Consider the following 26241-nt stretch of genomic DNA (forward strand, 5'->3'; position numbering starts at 1 on the left):
CATGGCTCCAGCCAGTCCCGTCCGGGGCATGCTGTTCTGCCATGCGGGCCCGCATCGGCTCGCCTTCTCCGCGCATGAGGTGCTGTCCATCACCTCGCCGGGCGAGGAGGCGGACGCGGCCTCCGCCGGGCTGGCCTTCCACGCGCCGGCGGGTGCCACCCGGGTGTTGGTGGCGATTTCGGGCGGCGCGGTGGGGGTGGACACGCTCGAAATCGACGCGGAGTCGCATCCGGTGCTGCCCGCGCCCTGTGTGACGGTGCATGCCTCGGGCGGCAGTCTGCGGGGCTTCGTGCTGGCGCGCGGGGTGTTATGGCCGTTGTTGGGGCTGGCGGACTTCGAGCGCTTCCTGCGGGGCGTGGCCCGGGGGGCGGCATGACGGCGCCCACGGACCTACGGGGCCTGGCCCGGTGGCTGGCGCGTCCGGTGGCGCCGGCCAGCACCCTGGGCATCTCCCTGGCGCTGCTGCATGGCCTGCTCACGGATGCGCTTCCTGTCGCTTCGTGGATGCGCTTCCTGGTGCTCGTCGTCGTCGTCACCGCGCTGTCGCTGTGGCTCATCCAGCAGCACGCGAGGCGCTCGCTGCGGGTGCTGTATGCCGTGGGGGCCGGGCAGCTGCAGGCCACGCCGGAGCATCTGAAGTCGGCGCTGCTGGAGGCCCGGGGTTTTCCCGAGCGGTGCTTCTCCTTCGCCCTCCAGAGCTGGCTCGTGGGCGCCGTCGTCGTGGCCTTCGTCTTCATTCCCTGGGCGGATGCGCCGCTGTCGCTGGGGCCGCGCATCCTGCTCGTCGGTGCGTCGCTGGGCTCGCTGACGGCGCTGCTCATCTATCTGCTGGTGGTGCGTCGCTGCCGTGAGGCGGTGGAGCTCATCGCGGCCCGTGGCCTTTCCCCGCTGGAGGTGGTGGCCACGGCGCCGCCCCGGCGGTTGCACATCCGCCGCCGCATGGTGCTCTTCACCGCCATCGCGGTGCTCACGCCGTCGCTGTTCATCCTCGACGCCACCGTCACCCGCACCCTTCGCGCCATGGATGACGTGGTGCTGGCCCGCTCGCCGCTGGAGCAGGACGCGGCCCTGCGGCGGGCGGATGACGGGCGGGGGCTGGCGGTGGCGGGGCTCGTCGCCATCCTCGTGCTGCTGACGGCGCACCTCGGGGGCACGGTCATCGCGGCGCCCCTGCGCGCCATCACCGAGGACGCCACCCGTATCGCCCAGGGCGACCTGCGCCCCCCTCGGGTCATCGCCGCCGAGGACGAGGTGTGGGCCACGTCCGCCGCCTTCGCGCAGATGCAGGCGCAGCTCGGGCAGGCGCTCACCCAGCTGCGGCGCGCGGGCCTCCAGATTTCCACCACGACGGAGCAGCTCGTCGCCACATCCGGCGAGCAGGAGTCGGGCGCGGACGAGCAGGCCAGCTCGCTCAACGTGACGAGCGCGACGACGGAGGAGCTGGCGCGCTCGGCGCAGCAGATCGCCGGCAACGCGGAGTCGGTGTCCACCATCGCCGAGTCCACGTTCGCCGCCGCGCAGACGGGCCAGCGGGGCGCCGCCGCCTTCCTCGGCGCCATGCAGCGCATGAAGCAGGACAACCAGGCCATCGCCGACGCGGTGGTGCGGCTCAACAAGCGCGTGCAGCAGATTGGCAAGGTGGTGGAGTTCATCAACGAGATCGCCGACAAGTCGGACCTGCTGGCGCTCAACGCGGAGCTGGAGGGCACCAAGGCGGGCGAGGTGGGGCGGGGCTTCTCGCTGGTGGCCGCGGAGATGCGGCGGCTGGCGGAGAACGTCATCCGGTCCACCAAGGCGATTGAGCAGCTCATCGCGGAGATTCGCGACGCCACCCATGCGGCGGTGATGGCCACCGAGGCGGGGCTGAAGGCGATGGATGCGGGCACGGTGCTGGCGGCCGAGGTGGACGAGAGCCTGAGCCTCATCCTGGAGCTGGCGCGGCAGACGTCCCACGCGGTGCGCAGCATCTCCCTGGCCACGCAGCAGCAGCAGACAGGCACCGACCAGCTCGCCGCCGCCATGGGGGACATCCTGCGTGTCACCGAGCAGAACTCGGCGGCCACCAAGCAGATGGCGGTGGCCAACGCGGACCTGTCCACCCTGTCGAGGGACCTCAAGCGCGTGGTGGAGCGCTTCCACGTCGTGGCCGGGGAGGACGCATGAGCGCGCGCGGTGGCTCCCGGCGGGCCTCGTTCAGCCGGCACCTGATGCTCCCCGTGCCGCTGGCCAACCTCATGGGCGCGGCGCTCGGGCTGCACTACGCCCGGCTCACGCTCTCCGATGCGCTGGCGGAGGAGGGGCGGCTGTCATGGCTGCTCCAACTGGGCGGATTGTTGTGCGGGGTGGCCATGGCGGTGGGCGCGGCGGCGGCGCTGGGCCGGCTGCGCACCCTGCGCGGGCTGGAGCGCGGGGATGTCCCCGTGACGCCGGAGTCCCTGAAGGCGGCGGTGCTGGAGGTGACGCGCGCGCCGGACGAGGCCTTCCTGGGCTCGCTGGGGCTGTGGCTGCTCACCACCGTGGGCCTGGGGGCCTCGCTGTGGGGGCTGGCGGGCGCGGACATGGACATGTCCCGACGTATCGCGGGGCTGGGGCTGTTGTTCGGCCCGCTGACGGCGCTGCTCGTCCACTGCCTGGTCATCCTGCGCTCGCGCAAGGTGGTGCTGTGGCTGGCGGAGCTGGGCATGACGCACTCGCAGCTCATCGCGGCCATGCCCCGGCGGGCGGAGATTCGCGCGCGACTGGTGGCCTTCGCCTTCATCTCCGTGGTGACTCCGGCGGTGTTGTCGGTGCAGCTCTCCTCGGCGCTGGGGGAGCGGGCCCTGGCCCAGTTGGTGGCGTATGGCGAGCCCACGGCGGCGCTGGCCTCGGCGCTGCGTCTGGAGGCACTGGCCTCGGGAGGGCCGCTGGTGCTGCTCGTCTTCGGACTGGCGCTCACCACGGCGTACCTGGGAGGCACGCTGCTGGGGCGGCCTTTGCGAGAGCTGTCGAGCGAGGCGCGGCGCATCGCCGAGGGTGACCTGGCGAGCCCGCGCGTGGTGCCGGCGGAGGATGAAATCTGGGACGTGTCCGCCGCCTTCACGACCATGCGCGCGCACCTGGCGGACGTGATGTCGCAGTTGCAGCGGGCCGGGGCGCAGATTTCCGCCACCACCGAGGAGATTCTCACCACCTCCGGGCGCTACGAGATGGGGGCCGCGGAGCAGGCCAGCTCCCTGGACCAGACGAGCGCGACGACTGAGGAGCTGGCACGGTCGGCGCGGCAGATCGCCGAGAACGCGGGCTCGGTGGCGCAGATTGCCCAGCGCACGTTGGGGGCGGCGCAGCAGGGGCAGCGCAGCGCGGAGTCGTTCCTGGGGTCGATGGAGCGGATGCGCCAGGACAACGGTGCCATCGCCTCCGCGGTGGTGCGGCTCAACAAGCGCGTCCAGCAGATTGGCAAGATTGTCGAGTTCATCAACGGCGTGGCCGACAAGTCGGACCTGCTGGCGCTGAACGCGGAGCTGGAGGGCACCAAGTCGGCGGAGGTGGGCCGGGGCTTCTCGCTGGTGGCCGCGGAGATGCGGCGGCTGGCGGAGAACGTGCTGGAGTCGACCAAGGAAATCGAGGGGCTCATCGAGGAGGTCCGCGAGGCCTCGGCCGCGGCGGTGTCCGCCACGGAAGGCGGCGTGCGCGCGGTGGAGACGGGGACGACGCTGGCGCAGCAGGTGTCGGAGTCGCTGCGGCAAATCACGAAGCTCGCGGGGAAGACGTCGGACGCGGTGCGCAGCATCTCCCTGGCCACGCAGCAGCAGCAGACGGGCACCGACCAGCTCGCGGAGACGATGGCGGACATCCTGCGCATCACCCAGCAGAGCCTCAATGCCACCAAGCAGGTGAGCAGCGCGAACACGGACCTGCTCGTGCTGGCGCGTGACTTGCGGGAAGTGGTGGAGCGGTTCCAGATTGGTCAGGAGACGCTGAGGGAGGAGGGCGGGTGAACCCGAGCGAGCGCCTCCTCAGGCAGTTCCGGGACCTGGTGACGGTGCGCCTGGAGCGCATCAACCGGGCGCTCATGGAGCTGGAGGCGGGGGCGAGCGTGGAGGCGGGCCGGGGCGCGCTGCGCGAGCTGCACGGGCTCAAGGGCGAGGCCCGGATGATGGGCTTCGACGACATCAACGTGCTGGTGCACGAGATGGAGGAGTTGGTCCGCTGCACGGAGCCTCGGCGGTATGCGTTGTCGGCCGACTCCACGGACGCGTTGCTCAGCGCCGCGGACGTGGTGCTGGTGCTGTCGGGTGCCCAGCCCTCGGCCGAGGCGTCGCCCGAGGTCGGGCGGCTCGTGGTCTGGCTCCAGACGTGTACTCGCGCGGAGGCGGAAGGGCTGCCAGCCGTGGGGAGCCCGATGGAGGCCGCCAGGCAGGAGTCCTCGGCGTCCCGTCGAGTCGACGCGGGCGAGTCGCTGGCCGCGCTGGCCCGCGCCGCCGCCGTGGCTTCCGAGTCGAGCTCCGCGAGTTCATTTCCGGGGGGCGCGGAGGGCAAGGGCGTTGTGACTCCTGGGGCACCTCGCGACACACCGTCTTCGAGCACTGGGATGGGGCGTGTTGGAGGAGCGCCCTTCGCGGGGACTCCTCGAAGCGAGTTGGCGGGCACCGGGATGGGGAGGGCGGGCGGCGATGCCTTTGCTTCCGTCGATGAGGCTGTTCGGAGTGGCATGGGCGCTGGGATGGGGCGTGTCGGAGGAGTGTCCTTCGATGGACCTCCTCGGAGCGAGTCGACGAGCACCGGGATGGGAAGAGCGGGCGGCGGCGCTTCCGTCGATGGGACTGCGCGGGGCGAGTCGGGCAGCGGAATGGAGCGTGTTGGAGGAGGCGCTTCCGGAGAGGGAACTCCTCGGCGTGGCTCGGGCACGGGGATGTGGCGGGTCAGTGGTAGCGCGCCCCTGGAGAGCCCGCCTCGGACCACGGCGGGAACCCAGCTGCCGACGGGCGGCACGTCTGCGTCGTCGCGCGCACGGAACTGGCCTTCCGTGCCCCGTCCGGAGGGTGCTCCCGCCGCGAGCCCTTCTCGGGCCGGTCCCGGCGCAGGGGCCTTGCTGACGGCCTCGCCGGCAACTTCATCCAGCACGGGAACTCGTGCTCCTGTTCCCGCTGGAGGGCAGCAAGGCGGTGCCACGGCGGTGTCCCGTCAGCCCGAGACGCGCATGGACGCGGTGCGCATCGATGTGGCCAGCCTGGACCTGTTGACGAGCGCGGTGACCAACCTGGCCCAGGTGGCGCGGCGACGTGAGCGCGCCAACGCTCGGCGGCTGGCCCTGGCCCGGGAGCTCGGGCAACTGGCCCGCGCGGCGGAGGACCTGGGCCCGGCGGCGGTGGCCCTGGTGGCCCGTCTGGGCACGGCCAAGGAACTGGCCGCCGACCTTCATCGCGAGTCCAAGCTCCTGTCCAACGAGGAACTCCGAGACCTGGGCCTCGTGGTGGAGGAGGTGCAGGGCCTGCGGATGCTGCCGCTGTCCGTCCTCTTCGAGCCCTACCCGCGCATGGTCCGCGACCTGTCGCGCGCCCTGGGCAAGGAAGTGGAACTCGTCGTCGACGGAGAGGACACGCGCGCGGACCGGGCCGTGGTGGAGGCGCTGCGCGAGCCGCTGATGCACCTGGTGCGCAACGCCCTGGACCACGGCCTGGAGACGCGAGTGGACCGGGTGACGTCGGGCAAGCACCCTCGGGGGTGCCTCACGCTGCGCGCCGCGCGAGAGGGCAGTCGCATCATCCTCCGCGTCGAGGACGACGGCCTGGGCCTGGACCCCGCCGAGCTGCGCCGGGTCGCCGTGCGCCGGGGCACTCTGGACGAGAGCGCCGCCAACGCCCTGTCGGATGCCGCGGCCCGCGAGCTCATCTTCCTGTCCGGCTTCACCTCGCGCGAGGTCGTCACCGACGTGTCCGGTCGGGGCGTGGGGCTCGATGCCGTGCGCGCCTCCATCCAGGGGTTGGGCGGGGACGTGGGCGTGGAGTCCGCGCCCGGGTGGGGCACCATCTTCGAGCTGCGCGTCCCGGTCTCCCTTACCGTGGCTCCGCTGCTCTTCGTCCAGGTGGGCCAGGAGACGCTCGCGCTGAGCGCCACCCACGTCTCGCGAGCGCTCAAGGTGGAGCCCGTGCACCTGTGCGAGGTGGCCGGCCGGCCCTCGCTGCTGGTGGAGGGCAGGGTGCTCCCGCTGGCCTCCCTGGGCTCGCTCCTGGGGCTTGCTCCGGAGCGGGAGGTGCGCGAGGGCGAGCTTGTCCTGGTGGTGCGCAGCCAGAGCGGCGCCGCCGCCGTCGTGGTGGACCGGGTCCTGGAGGAGCGTGTCCAGGCCATCCTCCCCCTGCGTGGCGTGCTGGCCCGGTTCGGCCACCTGGCGGGGGCCACGTCCCTGGCGGACGGGAGGCTCGCGATGGTCCTGTCCGCCGCCTGGCTCACCGCCAGCGCGCATGGGACCTCCCCCCTGAAGCTGCCCCGCTCGGCCGTGCCCGGGGCCGAGTCCCGGCGACGCCGCATCCTCGTCGTGGACGATTCGCCGCTCACCCGGGAGCTCATCTCCAACCTCCTGGAGGCCGTGGGGTACGACACGGTGATGGCCGCCGACGGTGCGGACGCGCTGGACGCCCTGGAAGGGGCGTCGGTGGACCTCGTCGTGACGGACCTGGAGATGCCGGGGATGGACGGCCTGGAGCTGACCCGGCGCCTGAAGGGGCACCCCACCCAGGCCCGGCTACCCGTCGTCATCCTCACCACCCGTGGTGGCGAGGAGGACCGGCGGCGTGGGCTGGCGGCCGGGGCGGACGGCTACATCACCAAGGGCGATCTGGTGCGCCAGGACCTGGTGGATGTGGTGGGCCGGCTCTTGTCCTGAAGGGTCCCCTCTCAACCTCCTGAGGACAGGGCGAGCATTGGCTATACTCGCCACCTCGCGTACGGGGTATGGACAGGGCATGGGCAAGAAAGTGTCGGTGCTGGTGGTCGATGACTCACTCATCTGCCGACAGCTCATCTGCGAGGCGCTGAGCAAGGACCCCGACATCGAGGTCGTCGGTTCCTGCGCGGACGGCAAGCAGGCCGTGGAGATGACCAAGGAGCTGCGCCCTCACGTCATCACCATGGACGTGGACATGCCCGTCATGGACGGGTTGACGGCCACCGAGCACATCATGGCCGAGTGCCCCACCCCCATCCTGGTGCTGACGGCCGACCCGCGCTCGCAGGCGCCGGAGCTGACGTACCGCGCGCTGGAGCTGGGCGCGCTCGCGCTGCAAATCAAGCCCGCCATCGACGCCGGCCCCGAGGCGTGGAACCTGGTGCGGGAAATCAAGCTGCTCTCCTCGGTGCGCGTCATCCGCCACCTGCGCCGCTCCCAGAAGGGGAACATCACCCCTCCTCGGGTGACGACGTCGGTGCTGCCCGCGGTGTCCATGGGCGTGGTGGTGGTGGCCGCGAGCACGGGCGGGCCGCAGGTGCTGTACCGGATGCTCTCCGAGTTGCCGCCGGACTTCCCGGCGCCCATCGTCATCGTCCAGCACATCAACGCCGCCTTCGCGGAGTCGCTGGCGGGGTGGCTGGGCAACACGAGCCGGTTGAAGGTGCGGCTGGCGCAGGACGGCGAGCCGCTGATGCCGGGGCACGTGCTCATCGCCCCGCCGGGGTTGCACACCATGATTCCCTTCCGGGGGCGCGTGGCGCTCAAGGCGGGCGTGGAGCGGGACGGGCACATGCCGTCCGGGACGACGCTGCTGGAGAGCGCGGCCAGGACCTACGGCCGCCGGGCGGTGGGGTTGGTGCTGACGGGCATGGGCGCGGACGGCGCGGAGGGGCTTCTGGCCATCCGTCAGGCGGGAGGGCTGACGCTCGCGCAGAACGAGGAGTCCTGCGTGGTGTTCGGCATGCCCGGCGCGGCGGTGGAGCGCAAGGCGGTGGACCACCTCATCCATGGGGACGAAGTCGCCGCCACGCTGGCGCGACTGGCCCGGGGTGAGTCGCTCGCAGTGGGGCGCTGAGCCGCCAGTGCGTGCTCCGGGCGCGCCATGGGCTTCCGTGCGCGCCTTCCTCACGGCGCGTACGGGCATGGCCTTGAGCGGACCTCAGATTCGCCGCCTGGATGATCGGCTGGCGGAGCGGTGTCGCGGGCTGACGCCGCACCAGTACCTGGCCTTCCTCAAGTCGCCGTCGGGCGCGGCGGAGCTGGAGGGGCTCATCTCCGCGGTGGTGGTGAACAAGACGGACCTCTTCCGAGACGAGGTCCAGCTCACCGACTTCCGGGAGCGGGTGCTGGCGCCGCTGGTGGCGCGCGCGGGGGGACGGCCGCTCCGAATCTGGAGCGCGGGCTGCTCCACGGGCGAGGAAGTGGCGACGCTGCTGGTCCTCATGGCGGAGGCGGGCGCCAGTCCTGGCAGCACGGTGTTGGGGACGGACATCTCCGAGGCGGCGCTGCGGAGGGCGTGCGCGCTCTCGTTCGCTCCGGAGCATCTGCGCCGGGTGCCCGCGGGGCTGCGTGAGCGCTACTTCGTGCCCATGGGCTCGAGGCTGGCGCTGGTGTCGGCGCTGCGTGAGCGCGCCAGCTTCCAGGTCCACAACCTGATGGACGTGCCCTATCCCCGGCCGGTGGGCGAGGGGCGCTTCGACGTCATCTTCTGCCGCAACGTCCTCATCTACTTCACGGTGGAGTCGTTCCACCGGACGGTGGCGACGCTGGCTGACAGCCTCGCGCCCGGGGGGACGCTGGTGCTGTCCGCGTCGGAGCCGTTGCTCCAGGTGCCTCCGACGCTGCGAGTGGAGCGCACGGCGGCGGCCTTCTTTCACGTCCGCGTCGAAGAATCCGGAGCAGGGCAGGGTGCGCCGCATCCTGGCAACGAGGTCCCGGTGGCTTCCCTCGGAAAGGCCGCGGCCCCTGGTGTTCCAGGCCGGTCATCGGCGGCCGAGGGCCCAGCGCGGTCTGGAGCGCGGGATTCCGGCCAAACCTCGGCGTCGGGAGCGAGCCGAGCGTCGTTGATTCCCATCGAGGTGGGGCGGGCCTCGGCGTCGAGAGTGGGCCGGGAGCCTGCGAATCCCAGCGACGCGAGGCGTACTTTGGTGTCGGGAACAGGCCGCGAGCCTGCGAATCCTGGCGACGCGGGGCGCTCTTTGGCGTCGAGAGTAGGCCGGGAGCCTGCGAATCCCAGCGACGCGGGGCGCTCTTCGGGAGCGGGCCGCGAGCCGTCGAGCCCCCTCGACTTGGGTCATGCTACGGCGTCGGGAGCGGGCCGCGAGCCGTCGAGGCCCCTCGACTTGGGACGGACGTCCGCGTCGGGAGCAAGCCGGGAGCCTGCGAATCCCAGCGACGCGGGGCGCTCGTCGGCGTCGGGAGCGGGCCGCGAGCCGTCGAGCCCTCTCGACTCGGGACGGACGTCCGCGTCGGGAGCAAGCCGGGAGCCTGCGAATCCCAGCGACGCGGGGCGCTCGTCGGCGTCGGGAGCGGGTCGCGAGCCGTCGAGCCCTCTCGACTCGGGACGGACGTCCGCGTCGGGAGCGGGTCGGGAGCCCTCGAATCCCCTCGACGCCAGCCGTGTCACCGCACTGCCCTCGCCAGCCTCCGTCGAAGCCGATCTGCTCTTCGCCTGTGTCCTCGACGGAGCCGCCTCGGGTGTCTCCGATGCGGTGGCGGAACGGGACTTGCGCCGGTGCCTCTCGCTGGACCCGGACCACGCCGCCGCGCGCTACCTGCTGGGGCTTCTCCTGGAGCAGTGCCGTCGCCCCCTCGAGGCCGCCGTCGAATACCGCCGGGCCCTCGAATCCCTGGAGGAAGGCAGGGCCCGCACGGTCCCCTTCTTCCTCAACCCCGGCCGGCTCCGCGTGGCCTGCGCACACGCCGCCGGACGCCTGTCCCCCCTCGGCGGCAGTCGCTGACAGGGCAGGCGGCCGGGCCGGGATGCCAGGGGCTTGCGAGAAGTCCGGACGAAGCGCCGATTTGGCCGTAAGATGCCGGCCCCATGCGAAGGCTCGTCCTGCTCGCGCTGCTGGCGCTCCCTGGTTGCTTCTATCCCGCTGACCGTGGCCGCGCCCTCGAGGCGAAGGTCGACCGGCTCGGCACCGACTCCGCGCAGATGCAGGCGGAGCTGAAGGAGGCGCGCGAGCAGCTCGCCGCCACCCTGCCGAAAATCGACGAGAAGGTCGCCGAGGTCACCAAGGCCCTGGATGGCCTGGACACCGCCGCGCGCCGCAAGGACGCGGACATCGGCGTCCAGCTCCAGAAGACGATGGAGGACCTGTCCCAGCTGCGAGGCCAGGTGGAGACCTACCTCCACAAAATCACCGAGCTGGAGACGGCCCTCGGCGCCCAGGACCAGAAGCTGCTCGCCCTGCAGGGCACGGCCGCCGTGAAGGAGGCCGAGGCCAAGAAGAAGGCCGAGGAGCTCCAACGTCCCACCAACCCCAAGGACTTCCTCGCGCTCGCGCAGGAGCGGGCGAAGGCCGGCGAAGTCCTCGTGGCGCGCCAGCTCTTCACCGAGCTGATGAAGAAGTGGACCAAGGACCCGCTCGTGGGCGAGGCCCACTACGGCCTGGGTGAGACCTACTTCACCGAGTCCAAGTGCCGCGAGGCCCTCTTCGAGTACGGCAAGGTGGTGCAGGACCACCCGAAGACGCCGTCCGCGCCGGACGCCTACCTGCGCTCCTCCGAGTGCTTCGCCCAGCTCAAGATGAAGGACGAGTCGCGGATGGCGCTCGAGGAGCTGGTGAAGAGCTACCCCAAGGCCTCCGCGGCCAAGACGGCCAAGGAGCGCATCGCCGAGCTGGACAAGGCGAAGACCCCCGCCAAGAAGGGCGGCAAGAAGTGAGCTTCCGTCCCCTGCGGCTCGCCGCGCTGGCGCTCCTGCTCGTGCCCTTGGTCGCGGGCGCGGCGCCCAAGCAGTTGGTGCTGCTCTTCACCGGAGACAATGGGGGCGAAATCGCCCCCTGTGGTTGACGACACAACCCGTCTGGCGGTCTGGCCAGAAGAAAAGTCACGATAGAGCAGGAGCGCGCCAAGGGCGTACCGGTCCTCGTGTTGGACGCGGGCAACGCGCTCTTCAGGAGCCGGGACAGCGGCGGCGCCCCGGACGCACGCGCACGCGCGGAGCTGTTGCTCGCGCAGATGGACGCGCAGGGCACCACCGCCATGGCCGTGGGCGCGCGAGACCTCAACCTCGGCGTGGACTTCCTGCGCAAGCAGACGCGCAAGTCGAAGCTGAAGCTCTTGTCGGCGAACCTCGTGGACGCGAAGGGCACGCTTCTGTTCCCCGCCTCCACGGTGGTGGACGTCGGCGGGCTCAAGGTCGGCGTGGTGGGCGCCTCCCCGGCGACGACCCAGCCCGAGCCCATGGAGCCGTTGGCCCAGGGAAAGGCGGCAGGGGTGATGCGGCAGGGCCTTCCGGTGGCTCCCGCCGTGGCCGCCGAGGCGAAGCGGCTGCGCCAGAAGGAGCGCGTGGACCTGGTAATGCTGCTCGCCGCCGTGCCCTACGACGAGGTGCTCAAGCTGGCCAACGAGGTGGAGGGCGTGGACTTCGTGATGCAGTCCCACGAAGGCCGGGGCTCCGGCATCCCCCAGCGCATGGCGATGACCACCATTGTCCCGCCGGGAGACCGGGGGCGGCAGCTGGCGAAGCTGGAGCTGTCCATCAGCGGCCCCGGCCGGTTCGTGGACAACTCCGAGGTGGCTCGCACCCGGGACGGCCTGCGAATCGTGGAGACGAACCTGGCCAAGGCCAGGGAGCGGCTCGCGAAGTCCACCGACGAGGTCCAGAAGCGCTCGCTCGAGTCAGCGGTCGCCAGCCTGGAAGCCCGGCGCACGGCGCTGGAAAAGACGGTGGCGGGGGGCGCAACGCCGGCGGCCCGGACGCATCTATTGTCGTACATCCAGCTTGGGAGCGACGTGCCGGCGGACCCGGCCGTTCAGAAAGCGGTGGAACGCATCGAGCCTTCCGGCTCGGCGGCCCACTAGCCCGGGCGGATCTTGTGCCCCGGTCGGCGCGCCGTTATAAGCGCCGGCCATTACAGTGTCGGACCTCCCAGCCGTTGGCGGTTGGGGGCAAGGCACCTTGGAGAGCGTCATGAAGCCGGAACTGCACCCCGTCTATCCGCCGTCCCGCATCACCTGTGCCTGTGGCAACGTCGTCGAGACCCACTCCACCCGCGGCTCGTTCTCGGTGGAAATCTGCTCGAACTGCCACCCCTTCTTCACGGGCAAGTACAAGCTCATCGACACGGCCGGTCGCATCGACCGCTTCAAGAAGAAGTACGCCGCGAACCCCACGAAGGGCGCCGACGCTGCTCCTGTCGAGGGCAACATCGCGGTCCCCGTCGCCAAGGCCAAGAAGGCCAAGGCCTGAGTCGGGCCGTCGCGCTTCGTAGCCACTGAAGCAGCACCGTCGAGCAGGGTGTCGGAGAGCCTCCACGAGAGGCGCTCCCGCCCTGCTCGCGGTGTTTCTACGACTTGAGTCACTCGTCAAGTTTCAGGGTGCTACAGGTCAGAAAATTGCTGTAGCAGCCTGTTGAGGCACATTCCGCCGCGTCCCACGACGAAGAGTCCGACGGAGGCGTGATGTTCGCGGAAGCTGCTGCCCCAAACCTGAAGGTTGTCCGGCGCTCCCTCAACGAGAGCGTGCACGCGAAGGGCGACGCCTGGACGCTCCTGCGAGGGGACAGCCTGGAGCTCCTGAAGCAGTTCGAGCCCCAGACGTTCGACATGATTTTCGCGGACCCGCCGTACTTCCTCTCCAACGGCGGCACCACCTGCAAGGGTGGCAAGCGCGTGTCGGTGGCGAAGGGCGGTTGGGATGTGTCGCGCGGGGTGGAAGAGGACCACGCCTTCACCACCGCGTGGCTCGCCGCCTGCCAGCGGCTGCTCAAGCCCACCGGCACCCTCTGGGTGAGCGGCACGCAGCACGTCATCTTCAACGCCGGCTTCGCCATGCAGAAGCTCGGCTACAAGCTGCTCAACACCGTCACCTGGTTCAAGCCCAACGCCAGCCCCAACCTGGCGTGCCGCTACTTCACCCATTCGACGGAGTTGCTCATCTGGGCCTCCCCGAAGTCGGGCGGCAAGCTCCAGCACGTCTTCAACTACTCGAAGATGAAGGCGGACAACGGCGGCAAGCAGATGCGTGACGCCTGGGCGCTTCCTCCCTCTGGCGACGCGGAAGTCACCGCCGACGGCGAGGGCCGCCTGTGGACGCTCACCGTCCCGCGCGGCGGCGAGGAGAAGGCCTTCGGCAGCCACCCCACGCAGAAGCCCGTGGCCCTGCTGGAGCGCATCATCGAGGCGAGCACCCCCGAGGACGCGCTGATTCTGGACCCCTTCAACGGCAGCGGCACCACGGGCGTGGCGGCCCTCAAGCTGGGCCGCCGCTACGTGGGCATCGACATGGACGAGAAGTACCTGGACCTCGCCGAGAAGCGCCTCGTGGCGCAGTCGGCGAAGTAGTCCCCGTGCCGCGAGTCCCCGCGCCGCTTCTCAGGCGCGGGACAGGATGAGCTCCACGCCCTGACGGGCGATGGGGTGGTAGCGCTCCCCGTACTGCTTGAAGAGCGAGCGCGCCAGGGCCCGGTGCTCCCGGGACGCGGCGAGCACGCCGTACAGGGGCTTGAGGTACTTCATGCGCCCCACCTCGCCCAGGAACGCCTCGGTGCGCCCCACCGCCGGCTCCCAGCCCGCGCGCAGCGCCGCTACCAGCCACGCCACCAGCACCTCCGAGTTACGGCTGCGCGTGAAGGCGAAGCGCTCGTCGAGCTGACGGAACAAGTCCTTGGGCGCGTCCGAGGGCATCCACTCCAGGAAGAGCTGCCACTCCGCGGGCGTCCAGTCCTTGGCCGCCTCCACCGACGGCACCGTGCCCCGGGCGCGTTGCAGGGCCTCCAGCCGGCTGGAGCGCGGCGAGGGCGCGCTCGCGGGCACGCCGGGCCGCTGCAGATAGGCCTCCGCGTCGACCTTCGCCAGCACCCCGGGCAGCTCCCGCTCGGTGAAGGCGATGAACTCCTCGGTGGTGAGGGCGCGGAAGCGGTACGTGGCCAGATAGCGGCGCAGGAAGCCGTCGAAGGCCTCTCGCCCCACGGCGTCCTCCATGGCCCGGAGGAACAGGTAGCCCTTCTCGTACGGAATCTGGGAGAAGGCCTCGTCCGGGTCCACGCCCGTCAGGTGCGTGCGCAGCGCCGTCAGGTGCGGGTGCTCGCGGAAGTGGTGCAGCGCCTCGTCCAGCGCCCGCCGCCCCAGGGCCGCGTTCAGCGCGGCGACCTCCGGCCCCGCCAGCGCCTCCAGGATGCGGCGCTCGGCGAAGACGGTGAAGCCCTCGTTGAGCCAGAAGTGCTCCGCGGACGCATTCGTCACCAGATTGCCCGTCCACGAGTGCGCCAGCTCGTGCGCCACCACGTTGACCAGGCTCTTGTCCCCGGCAATCAACGTGGGCGTGAGGAACGTCAGCCTCGGGTTCTCCATGCCGCCGTACGGGAAGGACGGAGGCATGGTGAGCAAATCGAACCGCTCCCAGTCGTACGGCCCGAAGAGCGACTCGGCGGCGCGCAGCATGTCGTCCACGCCGGAGAACTCCTCGGCCGCGTCCTCCAGCAGCTCCGGCTCCGCCCATACGCGCGAGCGGGGGCCCAGCTCCTTGGGCGCCAGGCTGCCCACCGCGAAGGCCAGGAGATATGGAGGCACCGGCTGCGGCATCTCGTAGTGCTCCTCCGCCTCCACGCCGTGCTCCTCGCGGCGCACGAAGCTGGCCGCCATGACGGCCTTGAGCGCCTTGGGCACTCGCAGCGACGCGCGGTAGCGGATGCGGATGCGAGGCGTGTCCTGCAGCGGCACCACGCTGCGCGCGTGGATGGCCTGGCATTGGCTGTACAGGAACGGGTGCTGCCCGCCCGCCGTCTGCGAGGGCGTCAGCCACTGCAGCGCGCTCGCCGTGGGCGAGGTGCGGTAGTGCACCGTGAGCTGTCGCACCCCCGAGGGCAGCTCCACCCTCAGCCGGCTGCCCAGAATCGGCTCTGGTGGGGCGAGCATGTAGGGCAAGGGGCGACCATTGCCGTCTACGACTCTGAGAATCTCCAAATCCCGCGTGTCCAGGTCCAGGGGACCCGCGGACGCTTCCTTCAGCGTCAGGGTGGCCTCCGCGTGCAGGCGGCGGGTCCGGAAGTCGACGCGAGCCTTCCAGTCCAGGGTTTCCGTCTCAGGCTGCGTGCTGTCGTTGTAGGAGTGCGGGTCGGGGCGAGCCATGGAGGTCCGGTTTGTAGTCCTTGGGACGACCCATGGCGAGTGCTCCCACCTTCCGAACAGATTGACTTTCGGGTCAATCGCCTACATTTGTGCAGTCCCTTCTTCCCTCAAGGGAGCCTCTTCCAATGACGACGCGGATCCGCAAGGTAGCTGTGCTGGGCGCCGGAGTGATGGGCAGCGGCATCGCCGCCCATCTGGCCAACTCGGGCGTGCGCGCGCTCCTCCTGGACATCGTTCCGCCGAAGGCCGCACCGGGCGAAGACACTTCGACCAAGGCCTTCCGCAACAAGTTCGCCCTCGGGGCGCTGGCCAACATGCGCAAGCAGAAGCCCAGCCCCATCATGTCCGAGCAGGTGTTCACCGCCATCGAGGTGGGCAACTTCGATGACGACATGGCGAAGATCGCCGACTGCGATTGGGTCATCGAAGTCGTGAAGGAGGACCTGACCGTCAAGCAGGCCCTCTTCGAGAAGGTGGAGAAGCACGCCCGCAAGGACGCCATCATCTCCTCCAACACCTCCGGCATGTCGATTGTCGGGATGACGCAGGGCCGGGGCGCGGCGTTCAAGAAGAACTTCCTCGTCACGCACTTTTTCAACCCCGTCCGCTACATGAAGCTGTTGGAGCTGGTCGCCGGCACGGAGACGGACCCGGCGGTGATGAAGACCATCCACCGCTTTGGCGAGGAAGTGCTCGGCAAGGGCATCGTCTACGGCAAGGACACCACCAACTTCATCGCGAACCGCATCGGCGTGTACGGGATGATGCGGACCATCGCCGCCATGGGCCCCGCGGAGCTGTCCATCGAAGAGGTGGACAAGATTTTCGGTCCGGCCATGGGCCGCCCCAAGTCGGCCGTGTTCCGCACCGCGGACATCGTCGGTCTGGACACCTTCGTCCACGTGTCGAAGAACTGTTACGACACGCTGACGCAGGACGAGGAGCGTGAGGTCTTCGCCATCCCCGGCTTCCTCCAGAAGATGGTGGAGAAGGGCATGCTCGGCGACAAGAGCGGCGGCGGCTTCTACAAGAAGGACAAGAGCAGCGGCGGGAAGGAAATCCTCGCGCTGGACCTGAAGACGCTGGAGTACCGCGCGCAGGGCAAGGTGCGCTTCGAGTCGCTGGGCGCCGCCCGCGAAGTCGAGAACGTCAAGGAGCGCGTCGCCGTCGTGCTGAACGGCACGGACAAGGCCGCGAAGTTCGCCGAGCAGGTGACCCTGGACGTACTGGCGTACACCAGCCGCCGCATCCCCGAGATTGCCGACGACGTGGTCAACGTGGACCGCGGCGTGCGCTGGGGCTTCGGTTGGGACCTGGGGCCCTTCGAGGTCTGGGACGCGTACGGCGTGAAGAAGGGCCTGGCGCGGATGAAGGAGTTGGGCCTCAAGCCGGCGAAGTGGGTGGAGGACATGGTGGCCACGGGCCGCGAGTCCTTCTACGGCGTGGAGGGCGGCAAGGACACGTACTGGGACATCCCCACGAAGTCCGTGAAGGTTGTGCCGGAGAACGCCCGCACGCAGCGCGTGGAGTACCTCAAGCGCGGCAACAAGAAGGTGGCCGGCAATGACTCCGCCACCCTGTGGGACCTGGGCGACGGCGCCACGCTGCTGGAGTTCCACACGAAGATGAACTCCATCGATGACCAGATCATCGAGATGATGAACACGGCGCTGGACGAGACGGAGAAGAACTTCAAGGGCCTCGTGATTGGTAACGACGGCTCGAACTTCTCCGCGGGCGCCAACATCGTCGCGCTGGTGTGGGCGGCGAAGAGCGGCCAGTACGAGGACATCCGCAAGCTCGTCACCGGCTTCCAGGCGGTGAACCAGCGCATGCGCTACAGCCCGGTGCCGGTGGTGACGGCGCCCTTCAACCTCACCCTGGGCGGCGGCTCAGAGGTGACGATGGGCGGCAACGCGGTGCAGGCGAGCGCGGAGCTGTACATGGGCCTCGTCGAGGTCGGCGTGGGCCTCATCCCCGGCGGCGGCGGCAACATGCAGCTGCTCCGCAACGTCTACGGCGCGTACTCCACGGACAAGGACTTCGATCCGCTGCCCTTCCTCAAGAAGGTGTTCCTGGCCATCGGTACGGCGAAGGTCGCCACCAGCGCCGAGGAGGCGCGGGAGCTGGGCTTCCTGTCCCTGACGGACGGCATCAGCGCCAACCGGGACTTCCTCTTGTCGGACGCGAAGGCTCGGGTGCTGGGCATGGCGGACGCGGGCTTCCGCGCGCCGCGTCCCACGCGCTTCCGCCTGGGCGGCCCCAGCGGCTACGCCACCATCGACATGATGCTGTACGACATGGAGATGAACGGGCAGGTCAGCGCGCACGACCGCAAGATTGGTCAGAAGCTCGCGCGCGTGCTCACCGGCGGCGACACCAGCACCTCGGCGCTCGTCACCGAGGAGAAGCTGCTGGAGCTGGAGGCCGAGGCCTTCCTGAGCCTGTGCGGCGAGGAGAAGACCCAGGACCGCCTGACGTTCATGATCGAGAAGGGCAAGCCGCTGCGGAATTGACGGCCGGCCGGTATCCATTGGCTACGACATAAATTTCGCTGCATGCCCGGGTGCTCCCCGGGCAAGGAGACATCAAGATGCCTGGTCGAGTCGTGATTGCCAGCGCGGTCCGCACGCCGTTCACCCGCGCGCACAAGGGAGAGTTCAAGGACACCCGGCCGGATACGCTGGCCGCCATCGCCATCAAGGAGGCCGTTGCCCAGGTCCCCGGCCTCAAGCCGTCGGACGTGGAAGACGTCGTCCTGGGCTGTGCCATGCCGGAAGCCGAGCAGGGGATGAACGTGGCGCGTCAGGCCACGCTCCTGGCGGGGCTGCCGGTGGAAGTACCGGCGATGACCATCAACCGCTTCTGTTCCTCCGGGACGCAGGCGATTGCCCAGATTGCCGCGGCCATCCAGGCGGGGCACATCCAGGTCGGCATCGGCGGTGGTACCGAGTCGATGACGATGGTGCCCATGGGTGGCAACAAAGTCAGCGCCAACCCGGACATCATGGCGAACCACCCGGAGATCTACTCGTCCATGGGTGTGACGGCGGAGAACATCGCCTCCCGTCACAACGTGTCGCGTGAGGACTCCGACAAGTTCGCCGCGGAGAGCCAGCGCCGCGCGGCCAGCGCGCGGGAGACGGGCAAGTTCAGCGAGGAGATCGTCCCCGTCACCACCACCGTCTACGACGAGGAGGGCAAGGCGCAGACGGTGACGGTGTCCGTGGACACCATCCTGCGTCCGGAGACGACGGCCGAGGGCCTGGGCAAGCTGCGCCCGGCGTTCAACGCCAAGGGCGTGGTGACGGCCGGCAACGCGTCGCCGCTGACGGACGGCGCGGCGGCGGCGGTGGTGATGAGCGAGGAGAAGGCGAAGGAGCTGGGCGTCAAGCCGCTGGGCTACTTCGTGGACTTCGCCGTCGCCGGTGTGGCTCCGGAAGTCATGGGCATCGGCCCGGTTCCGGCGGTGCGCAAGCTGCTGGCGAAGAACAAGCTCGAGGTGAAGGACATCGACGTCTTCGAGCTGAACGAGGCCTTCGCTCCGCAGGCGCTGTACTGCATCCGTGAGCTGGGCATCCCCATGGACAAGGTGAACCCGAACGGCGGCGCCATCGCCCTGGGCCACCCGCTGGGCGTGTCCGGTGCGCGTCTGGTCGCGACGATTCTGCGCGAGCTGAAGCGCCGCAACGGCCGCTACGGCGTCGTCACCATGTGCATCGGTGGCGGCATGGGCGCCGCGGCGCTCATCGAGCTGGCGAAGTAGTCGCCCGCTTCACCGACTGAAAGTTCGCGGGCCCCGGGGAAGTGCTTCCCGGGGCCCGTGTCGTTGCGGGGCTCGGCCAGGCGCCGGCCCTTCATGCTCGACGTCAGGAGACGGGGGCTTCGGGGTCGTCCACGGGGACACCGGCGAGGCGCAGGACTCGCAGCGCGTTGGTCGTGTCCACCACGCCCTCGCGCAGCTTGTAGTCGAACACCATCTCCCCAGCCTCCAGGTGGTCCCTGAAATGGACGTTGCGGACGTGCGCGTCACGCGTCTCTTCCGCCAGGGACGTCAGCGACAAGTCGTGCGTCGTCACCGCGCCCGAGGCCCCGGTGGACAGCAGCAGCCGGAGCACCTCGCGCGAGGCGAGCTGCCGCTCTCGCGTGTTGGTGCCGAGGAGGATTTCGTCGAGCAGGAACAGCGCCTGCCCGTTCGCCGCGCGCGACGCGTCCAGCACGGCCTTGATGCGCTGCACCTCCGCGTAGAAGTACGACACGCCGCGCTCCAGTGAGTCCTTCACCCGCATGCTGGTGAGCACATGCAGCGGAGACAGGCGGAACGACGCCGCGGACACCGGCGCTCCGGCGAGCGCCAGCACCGCGTTGGTGCCCAGCGCTCGCATCAGGGTCGTCTTGCCGCTCATGTTGGAGCCGGTGATGAGCAGTGCCTGTCGGGGGCCCGGCAGGGACACGTCATTGGGCACGGGGGCATCCAGCAGCGGATGGCCCATGACCTTCGCCTCGACGAGGGGCCCCGTCGCTTCCAGCGTGGGCCAGGCGAAGGCGGGTCGGTCATGCGCGAGGCCCGCCACGCAGGAGAGGGCCTCCATCTCCGCGAGCGCTTCGAACCAGTGCCGCACCTGCGTGCCATGCTTCGCGCGCCAGCGCTCCAGTGCGAACAGCGCATGGATGTCCCAGAGCGTGAGCCAGTGCACCAGTGGGTGGAACTGGTGCCGCTTGAACTCGATGAGCGAGAACAGTCGGCTGAAGCGCTGGAAGTGTTTCGAGACGGGCGGCTCGCCCTGCTGCTGGAGGCCCGACTGGAGCTGACGCAGGAGGGGATGCTCGAAGCGCTGGCCCTCCACGCGCTCGAAGATGGGCGCATAGCGGACGAAGCCCTGCTCGCCCTTCTCCACGCCCTCGTCCATCTTCCGCAGCGTGCGGCGGGTGGCCACGGCCACCGCGAGCTGCGCGGCAAGTCCCGCCCACACCGAGGAGCCGGGCAGCACGCCGACTTCGCCCAGGATGAAGAGCGTCAGCGTCACCGGCGGCAGGATGATGGCGAGCGGGAGGGACCAGCGAATGGAGTCCAGCGCGGGCCCGGCTTCCGACCACTGGATGAAGAGGCTCGGGTCGGCCTTCTCCTTCGCCACCGTGCGCGCTTCCACGCAGAGGTCCTGTCGGAAGTCCACGAGCGGTGCCAGCTCACGCGCCGCGCCCTGACGTGCTTGCACCACGTCCACCGGAGCAGGCGCTGACAGCCACGCGGCGAGTCGCTCCTCGCCCGCGCGGGTGGCCGTCTCGTTCAGGAGCTGGAAGAGGCTGCCCTGTCCGAAGACGTCCAGGTCCGGCGTGTAGAGGTGGGCGGGGGAGGCGAAACGTTCGCCGCGCTCGGTGAACTCGTGCCAGCCGTGGCCCAGGCGCGCGAGGCCCCGCTCGTTGAGCGTGACGTACAGCCGCTGACGCGCCTCGCGGCGGAAGATCTGGTGGTGGAGGACCGCGAGGAGGCCGTAGACGACAACGGCGGCCACCGTGCCCCACCACCAGGTCTTGGGCAGTCTGCCCGTGACGATGAGCCCCGAGACGACGGCCGCGACGAGGAAGGCCAGGGTGCGCAGGTTGGCGTAGCGGGCGCTGACGCGGTCCAGGGCGGCCAGCTCCGCCTCAGCGGCGGCACGGCGCTCGGTGTACGTGTGGTGGGGATTCGGGCTCGGGGCGTTCGCGGACACTGTGGCCGCGCATGCTGTGCTTCCGGCCCGTTCAGGGCAAGGGCCGCCTGTCTTCAGATGGTGTCGGGATGACGGAGGTGGGCTGGGAGTCGTTGCCCGAGGGGGCGGTGGCCTCTGGTGCGCAGGCCCGAGGCGAGGCCCTCCGGGACGGGCGCTTCATGGGTCAGCGGAGGGTGGGGGTCCAACGAGGTAGAACGGCCCAAGGCCATCCCGGTGGTTCACCCCTGAGTTGAACCGGCGGGAGGGTGTTCCCGAGAGTTTCGCGTCCATGTCGAACCCGGCCCCGGCGAGGACACTCGCGACCAAGAGTCGTTCCTCGCGTGGGCGGCACTGGTGGAGGAAACGTCGGTTCCTCCACCGGTGTGCCGTGGCTCGATGTCACGCGACGCGTAACCGCCACGAGGCCCGTGATGGCGGGTCAGCCCCAGAGTTCGCGAGGCGGCCAGAAGAGGGTGTTGCCCTCGAAGTGGATGCCAGGCTCACGGTCCTTCGCGAGCAGCAGGGGGCCGTCCAGGTCCACCACCTCCGCGCCTTGGGCCACCAGGGCGGCCGGGGCCATGGACAGCGAGGTCGCCACCATGCAGCCGACCATGAGTTGAAGCCCGTGCCCACGTGCATCGCGCGCCAGGGCCAGGGCCTCAGTGAGCCCTCCCGTCTTGTCGAGCTTGATGTTGAGGGCGTCGTACTTGCCGACGAGGGTGGCCAGCCCGTGCCTGTCGTGCGCGGACTCGTCGGCGCAGACAGCCACGGGGCGCCGCAGGCCTCGCAGGGCCTCGTCATCCGACGCGGGCAGCGGCTGCTCCACCATCACCACGCCCAGCTCGGCGCAGGCCGCGAGCAGTGACGGGAGCTCGTCGGGCTTCCAGCCCTCGTTGGCGTCCACGATGAGGCGACTGGCCGGCGCTCCGAGGCGGATGGCGCGCAGTCGCTCGATGTCACCCTCGCTCCCGCGTCCCAGCTTCACCTTGAGCAGTGGCCGGTGCGCGGACTTCTCGGCGGCCCGGCCCATGGCCTCGGCGGTGTCCAGGCTCAGCGTGTACGCGGTGACCAGCGGCTGGGGCTCCGACATGCCGAGCAGCTCCCAGATGGGCTTGCCGGTCTTCTTCGCCTCCAGGTCCCACAGCGCGCAGTCCAGCGCGTTGCGCGCGGCCCTCGGCTCCAGCGCCTCCGGGACCTCGTCGCGTCCCAGTCCGCCCTCGATGCGCGGACGCGCGGCTTCCAGCGCCCGCAGCACGCCGTCGACCGTCTCCCCATAGCGACCATAGGGGACACACTCGCCGCGCCCCACGGCGCCGTCTTCCTCCAGCGTGACGACCACCACTTCGGCGATGGTCTTCGAGCCTCGGGAGATGGTGAAGCTGCCCGCGATGGGCCAGCTCTCGTGCTTGACGGTGAGCTTGCGCATGCGCGGTCAGCCCTTCGCCGGGAAGCGGCGCACCAGCTCGTCGACCAGCGGGCCGACACCGGTGCGGATGGGGTCGACACAGGGCAGGCCGTACTCGCGGCCCGTCCGCTCCAGCAGCGCGAGGGCGTCCTTCTCCTCAAGGTGCTCGGTATTGATGGCGAGCCCGGTGCATTGGATGCCCGGGTTCGTGAGCTGCCCCTCCAGCACGGTGCGGTCGATGACGGCCTGGATGGAGGGCAGGGCGTGCTGGACGCCGCGCATCTTCGTACGGGTGGGCTCGTGGCAGACGATGAAGGAGTCGGGCTGCGCACCGTGCAGCAGACCGAGCGTCACGCCCGCGAACGAGGGATGGAACAGCGAGCCCTGGCCTTCCACCAGGTCCCAGTGGTCCGAGTCATTGGCGGGTGACAGCCATTCCGCCGCGCCCGCGACGAAGTCAGACACCACCGCGTCGATGGCCACACCCCGGCCGGAGATGAAGATGCCCGTCTGTCCCGTGGCGCGGAAGTCCGCCTTGAGTCCCCGCTCGCGCATCTCCTTCTCCAGCGCGAGCGCCGTGTACTTCTTGCCCACCGAGCAATCCGTGCCCACCGTCAGCAGGCGCAATCCCTGGCGCTTCGTGCCCTTGCCAGTGGCGAAGTCCATGTCGGGGATGCGCACGTCGTGCAGCTTGCGGCCATTGCGCGCGGCGGCCTCGGCGATGGCGGGGAAGGAGGCCAGGCGCTTGTGCAGCCCCGTGGCGACGTCCATTCCCGCGTCCAGGGCCTCCACCAGCTTGCTCACCCAGTGCTCGGGGAGCACTCCGCCCGCGTTGGCCACGCCGACGATGAGCGTCTGGGCGCCCCGGGCCCTGGCCTGGGCGATGTCCAGGTCTGTCAGGCCGCAGTCCGCCCCGCAGCCCGGCAGTCGGAGCTGGCCCACGCACCACTCGGGCCGCCAGTCGACGATGCCGTGGGCCGTCTTCGCCGCGAGCTGGTCGGGTACATCCCCCAGGAACAACAGGTAGGGCTTCTGGATCTCCACCAAGGTCCTCCCCGCGCCCCGGTCTGGGGCTGTGGCGAGGCTTTTCAGCACGCCCCCGACAGGCCCGCAAGGACATCGCTGAAGCCTGCTGGGAGGGTTTCTTCCAACCCCTTGGAACCACCCCACGCGTAGGCCCTCCGGGAGGCCCGAAAATGTCAGACCCGCCCCGTATTCTTCTCTCCGTCGCCGCACACGAGGGGAACGAAAAATGGCCGCGTCAGTGATTGATAATCGCGTCGAGATTGTCTTCAGCTTCGACACCACCGGCAGCATGTATCCGTGTCTCGCGCAGGTGCGAAAGAAGCTGCATGGCACCGTGTCCCGATTGATGAAGGAGATTCCGGGCATCCGCATCGGCGTCATCGCGCACGGCGACTACTGCGACGCGCGCTCGACGTACGTGACGAAGATTCTGGACCTCACGGACGATGCGAAGGCCGTGGTGCGGTTCGTGGACAAGGTGGGTCAGACGGGCGGCGGTGACGCGCCGGAGTGCTATGAGTTGGTGCTGCGCGAAGCGCAATCCCTGTCATGGACGGTGGGCTACACGCGGGCCTTCGTGCTGATTGGTGATGACGTGCCGCATGCGCCGTCGGACAACCCGAAGCGCCTGGACTGGCGCAAGGAAGTGGACGCGCTGGGTAGGATGGGCGTCCCGGTGTACGGGGTGCAGGCGCTGGCGCGACGCCATGCGACGCCGTTCTACAAGGAGCTGGCGGAGAAGTCGGGCGGCTTCCATCTGAGCCTGGACCAGTTCGCGCACGTCACCGACATGCTGCTGGCCGTCTGTTACAAGCAGTCGTCCGACGCGCGGCTCCAGGCCTACGAGACGGAGGTCGCGAAGGAGGGGCGGATGAGCCGCGGGCTGAACGCCATGTTCAGCACCATGCTCCAGCGAAAGACGTCGTCGGATTACGCGGAGACGGACCTGCGCGCCGTTGCTCCCGGCCGGTTCCAGTCGCTGGAGGTGGACGATGACATGCCCATCAAGGCCTTCGTCCAGGAGAACGGGCTGGGCTTCAAGACGGGACGGGGCTTCTACGAGTTCACCAAGACGGAGACCATCCAGGGCCACAAGGAAGTGGTGCTGATGGACCGCAAGACGGGCGACTTCTACAGCGGCGAGCGGGCGCGGGAGATGCTCGGGCTGCCGCCGGGGGAGACGGTGCGTATCCGTCCCGCCAGCCTGGAGAAGTACGTCGTCTTCGTGCAGAGCACCTCGGCGAATCGCAAGCTCGTGAAGGGCTCGAAGTTCCTCTACGAGGTAGAGGACTGGGACGGGGCCAAGGCCCTCGCGGCCTGAGTGCTCCGGCGAAACGGGCCGGGGGCGAAGGAGACAACAGCGTCAACGGCCTGGGGTTCTCGTTGCGTGCGTGTCGACTGTTGGTCACGTGATGAACTCCATGAGCGGATGTTTCATGCGCCATGGAGCGCCCGACCCAAGGGTTGAAGAGGTGGCACCACGTCGTTACCTCGGACGACCGTGAGGTCCTGGGTCCCATGTCTGCTGCTGCTGTTGCTTTGCGTCAGCTGCGACGTCTTCGAGCTGCACCCCTATGAGATTCGAGGGGGCGTGCGGGACACGAATGCCCGGGCGCTCGAGCGGCTCCAGCGGAACGTCAGCGGCGGGTCCTTCCGCTTCGCGGTGCTGGGAGACATTGGCGTCTACCAGGACGATTCCGTCGACGCCGTGAAGGACCTGGCGCGGCGCGATGTCGACTTCGTCGTGCAGATGGGGGACCTGACGGAGTTCAGCTCCGCCCAGGAGTACGACTGGGTGGCGGGGCTGCTCGAGGATGCGTCAGTGCCCGCGCTGGCGGTCATCGGCAACCATGACCTGCTCGGCAAGGGGCGGGAGCTCTACCTCCACCGCTTCGGGCCGACGTTCCTGGCCTTCGAACATGGGGGGAGCCGGTTCGTCCTCTTCGACTCCAACTCCCGTGAGTACGGGTTCCCGGGCAACGTGCCGGACCTGGAGCAACTGCGCTCGGCACTGGGCGAAGCGCCGGGTGGCGGGCACCTGTTCACCTTCTCGCATGTGCCACCCGGACACCCGGACTTCGATGGGTCGCTGACGGAACCGCTGGAGCAGCTCCAGGCGGAGCACGGAGTCACGGTTTCGTTTCACGGCCACACCCACCGCTTCAGCACCGACGCGCGGCGGGGCGTGCGCTACTTCATCGCGGACTCCATAGAGCTTCACAGCTACCTGCTCGTCACCGTCGAGGGCGAGTCCGTGGCTGTGGAGCAGGTCTTCTTCTGATGGCTCGCACCTGGCTCGTGGGTGGACTGCTGGCGTCGATGCTGCTCGCGGCGCATCCCGTGCGCGCGGCGCCGAGGGAGGCGGGGGCGCCGTGGTACGTGCCGGACCACGCGGCGCTCCAGTTCGCCGGCTCCATTGGCATGTTGGCCGCGGGGCCAGGGTGGGCCTTCCTGGACGAGCAGTTGGAGCTGGAGGTGCTGGTGGGCTGGGCGCCTCGGGCGGTGGCGGGGGCGGACTTCGTCACCCTGACGCTCAAGGGCCAGTGGCATCCGTTCCACGTTACCCACCGCGAGTGGAGCTTTCGTCCGTTCACCGTGGGCGCGGCCTTCAGCTACACCTTTGGCGACGACTACTTCCTCACGCTGCCGGACCGCTATGTCTCCGGCTACTACTGGTTCAAGACGGCGCTGAGGCCCGCGCTGTTGCTGGGCGGGAGCGCGGGCCGGCCCGTGCCGTCGCTGGGACTGAGGCACCTGGAGGGGTACTACGAGTTGGTGGCCACGGACTACCGCATCGTCCAGTTCCTCCAGAACCCGAGCACCGTGAAGACGGGCCTGTTCACGCTCGCGCTCGGTGCGCGGGTCCGCTTCTGAAGCGCGCGGTGTGAAGCGGCGGC

20 protein-coding genes are annotated in these 26241 nt (G+C 69.7%); 16 read left to right on the forward strand and 4 right to left on the reverse strand.

What is annotated here, in order from left to right; translation table 11 throughout:
* Window position 1: 1 nt before the first annotated feature.
* The 11 genes from HUA75_RS05150 to HUA75_RS05200 all read left to right on the forward strand — a co-directional run bounded on the left by HUA75_RS05150 (window position 2) and on the right by HUA75_RS05200 (window position 13438).
* Window positions 2–376 carry a protein CrdC gene (locus HUA75_RS05150; protein WP_174485686.1) on the forward strand — a complete coding sequence of 125 codons (375 nt, stop codon included), beginning with the start codon at window positions 2–4 and terminating at the stop codon, window positions 374–376.
* Entirely contained in the window at window positions 373–2163 is a 1791-nt protein-coding gene (locus HUA75_RS05155; protein ID WP_141643882.1) for a methyl-accepting chemotaxis protein, read from the forward strand. The genes HUA75_RS05150 and HUA75_RS05155 overlap by 4 nt, the downstream gene beginning before the upstream one ends.
* A complete protein-coding gene (locus HUA75_RS05160; protein ID WP_141643883.1) occupies window positions 2160–3977 on the forward strand; it encodes a methyl-accepting chemotaxis protein in 1818 nt (605 codons plus the stop codon). Before HUA75_RS05155 ends, HUA75_RS05160 begins: the two co-directional genes overlap by 4 nt.
* A complete protein-coding gene (locus tag HUA75_RS05165) occupies window positions 3974–6862 on the forward strand; it encodes a response regulator (RefSeq protein ID WP_174485687.1) in 2889 nt (962 codons plus the stop codon). The genes HUA75_RS05160 and HUA75_RS05165 overlap by 4 nt, the downstream gene beginning before the upstream one ends.
* Window positions 6863–6941: 79 nt before the next feature.
* Window positions 6942–8000 (forward strand): chemotaxis-specific protein-glutamate methyltransferase CheB, encoded by a 1059-nt coding sequence (gene cheB, locus HUA75_RS05170; RefSeq protein WP_141643885.1) that lies wholly within the window; start codon window positions 6942–6944, stop codon window positions 7998–8000.
* A 37-nt stretch (window positions 8001–8037) separates the two neighbouring features.
* On the forward strand, window positions 8038–9885 hold the full coding sequence (locus HUA75_RS46455) for a CheR family methyltransferase (protein ID WP_371746058.1): 1848 nt from the start codon (window positions 8038–8040) through the stop codon (window positions 9883–9885).
* Between the two features lie 83 nt (window positions 9886–9968).
* The gene (locus HUA75_RS05185) at window positions 9969–10814 is read left to right on the forward strand and encodes a tetratricopeptide repeat protein (protein WP_141643886.1); all 846 of its coding nucleotides are present in this window, start codon (window positions 9969–9971) and stop codon (window positions 10812–10814) included.
* Entirely contained in the window at window positions 10811–10942 is a 132-nt protein-coding gene (locus tag HUA75_RS47475) for a hypothetical protein (RefSeq protein WP_256433094.1), read from the forward strand. Before HUA75_RS05185 ends, HUA75_RS47475 begins: the two co-directional genes overlap by 4 nt.
* A gap of 78 nt (window positions 10943–11020) precedes the next feature.
* The gene (locus HUA75_RS05190) at window positions 11021–11956 is read left to right on the forward strand and encodes a 5'-nucleotidase (RefSeq protein WP_174485688.1); all 936 of its coding nucleotides are present in this window, start codon (window positions 11021–11023) and stop codon (window positions 11954–11956) included.
* Window positions 11957–12065: 109 nt separating this feature from the next.
* The gene (gene rpmE / locus HUA75_RS05195) at window positions 12066–12344 is read left to right on the forward strand and encodes a 50S ribosomal protein L31 (RefSeq protein WP_141643888.1); all 279 of its coding nucleotides are present in this window, start codon (window positions 12066–12068) and stop codon (window positions 12342–12344) included.
* Window positions 12345–12556: 212 nt separating this feature from the next.
* Entirely contained in the window at window positions 12557–13438 is an 882-nt protein-coding gene (locus HUA75_RS05200) for a site-specific DNA-methyltransferase (protein ID WP_141643889.1), read from the forward strand.
* Between the two features lie 30 nt (window positions 13439–13468).
* On the opposite strand, the gene HUA75_RS05205 is transcribed toward HUA75_RS05200, so the two are convergent.
* Entirely contained in the window at window positions 13469–15223 is a 1755-nt protein-coding gene (locus HUA75_RS05205) for a M1 family metallopeptidase (protein ID WP_141643890.1), read from the reverse strand.
* Window positions 15224–15348: 125 nt separating this feature from the next.
* Here HUA75_RS05205 and HUA75_RS05210 point away from each other — a divergent pair, with 125 nt between their 5' ends.
* Complete coding sequence (locus HUA75_RS05210; RefSeq protein WP_141643891.1) at window positions 15349–17739, forward strand: 3-hydroxyacyl-CoA dehydrogenase/enoyl-CoA hydratase family protein; 2391 nt, start codon at window positions 15349–15351, stop codon at window positions 17737–17739.
* Between the two features lie 77 nt (window positions 17740–17816).
* Window positions 17817–18989: a thiolase family protein gene (locus tag HUA75_RS05215; protein ID WP_141643892.1), complete on the forward strand. Its 1173-nt coding sequence runs from the start codon at window positions 17817–17819 to the stop codon at window positions 18987–18989.
* A gap of 103 nt (window positions 18990–19092) precedes the next feature.
* Here HUA75_RS05215 and HUA75_RS05220 read toward each other — a convergent pair whose 3' ends face one another.
* From HUA75_RS05220 to dgcN, 3 genes are all read right to left on the reverse strand, one after another.
* On the reverse strand, window positions 19093–20934 hold the full coding sequence (locus HUA75_RS05220) for a DNA mismatch repair protein MutS (protein ID WP_174485689.1): 1842 nt from the start codon (window positions 20932–20934) through the stop codon (window positions 19093–19095).
* A 418-nt stretch (window positions 20935–21352) separates the two neighbouring features.
* Complete coding sequence (gene dgcA / locus HUA75_RS05225; RefSeq protein WP_174485690.1) at window positions 21353–22339, reverse strand: N-acetyl-D-Glu racemase DgcA; 987 nt, start codon at window positions 22337–22339, stop codon at window positions 21353–21355.
* 6 nt (window positions 22340–22345) lie between these two features.
* Window positions 22346–23362 carry an N-acetyltransferase DgcN gene (dgcN, locus tag HUA75_RS05230; protein ID WP_174485691.1) on the reverse strand — a complete coding sequence of 339 codons (1017 nt, stop codon included), beginning with the start codon at window positions 23360–23362 and terminating at the stop codon, window positions 22346–22348.
* Between the two features lie 208 nt (window positions 23363–23570).
* On the opposite strand from dgcN, the gene HUA75_RS05235 reads away from it, so the two are divergent.
* The 3 genes from HUA75_RS05235 (at window position 23571) to HUA75_RS05245 (ending at window position 26218) form a co-directional block, all read left to right on the forward strand.
* Entirely contained in the window at window positions 23571–24665 is a 1095-nt protein-coding gene (locus tag HUA75_RS05235) for a vWA domain-containing protein (protein WP_174485692.1), read from the forward strand.
* Window positions 24666–24845: 180 nt separating this feature from the next.
* Window positions 24846–25625, forward strand: coding sequence for a metallophosphoesterase (locus HUA75_RS05240; RefSeq protein WP_371746059.1), 780 nt, complete (start codon window positions 24846–24848; stop codon window positions 25623–25625).
* Window positions 25625–26218: a hypothetical protein gene (locus HUA75_RS05245; RefSeq protein ID WP_174461279.1), complete on the forward strand. Its 594-nt coding sequence runs from the start codon at window positions 25625–25627 to the stop codon at window positions 26216–26218. The genes HUA75_RS05240 and HUA75_RS05245 overlap by 1 nt, the downstream gene beginning before the upstream one ends.
* The last annotated feature ends 23 nt before the right edge of the window (window positions 26219–26241 follow it).

Origin of the sequence: Myxococcus sp. CA040A, assembly GCF_013336725.1 — a bacterium.
Classification (GTDB): Bacteria; Myxococcota; Myxococcia; order Myxococcales; family Myxococcaceae; genus Myxococcus; species Myxococcus llanfairpwllgwyngyllgogerychwyrndrobwllllantysiliogogogochensis.

What these genes read in the sequence shown, in the direction of transcription:
- dgcA (WP_174485690.1), bottom strand. Translation starts at nt 22,339, where the DNA reads ATGCGCAAGCTCACCGTCAAGCACGAGAGCTGGCCCATCGCGGGCAGC.
- HUA75_RS05235 (WP_174485692.1), top strand. Translation starts at nt 23,571, where the DNA reads ATGGCCGCGTCAGTGATTGATAATCGCGTCGAGATTGTCTTCAGCTTC.
- cheB (WP_141643885.1), top strand. Translation starts at nt 6,942, where the DNA reads ATGGGCAAGAAAGTGTCGGTGCTGGTGGTCGATGACTCACTCATCTGC.
- rpmE (WP_141643888.1), top strand. Translation starts at nt 12,066, where the DNA reads ATGAAGCCGGAACTGCACCCCGTCTATCCGCCGTCCCGCATCACCTGT.
- HUA75_RS05155 (WP_141643882.1), top strand. Translation starts at nt 373, where the DNA reads ATGACGGCGCCCACGGACCTACGGGGCCTGGCCCGGTGGCTGGCGCGT.
- HUA75_RS05150 (WP_174485686.1), top strand. Translation starts at nt 2, where the DNA reads ATGGCTCCAGCCAGTCCCGTCCGGGGCATGCTGTTCTGCCATGCGGGC.
- HUA75_RS05185 (WP_141643886.1), top strand. Translation starts at nt 9,969, where the DNA reads ATGCGAAGGCTCGTCCTGCTCGCGCTGCTGGCGCTCCCTGGTTGCTTC.
- HUA75_RS05200 (WP_141643889.1), top strand. Translation starts at nt 12,557, where the DNA reads ATGTTCGCGGAAGCTGCTGCCCCAAACCTGAAGGTTGTCCGGCGCTCC.
- HUA75_RS05160 (WP_141643883.1), top strand. Translation starts at nt 2,160, where the DNA reads ATGAGCGCGCGCGGTGGCTCCCGGCGGGCCTCGTTCAGCCGGCACCTG.
- HUA75_RS05245 (WP_174461279.1), top strand. Translation starts at nt 25,625, where the DNA reads ATGGCTCGCACCTGGCTCGTGGGTGGACTGCTGGCGTCGATGCTGCTC.
- HUA75_RS05210 (WP_141643891.1), top strand. Translation starts at nt 15,349, where the DNA reads ATGACGACGCGGATCCGCAAGGTAGCTGTGCTGGGCGCCGGAGTGATG.
- HUA75_RS05215 (WP_141643892.1), top strand. Translation starts at nt 17,817, where the DNA reads ATGCCTGGTCGAGTCGTGATTGCCAGCGCGGTCCGCACGCCGTTCACC.
- HUA75_RS05205 (WP_141643890.1), bottom strand. Translation starts at nt 15,223, where the DNA reads ATGGCTCGCCCCGACCCGCACTCCTACAACGACAGCACGCAGCCTGAG.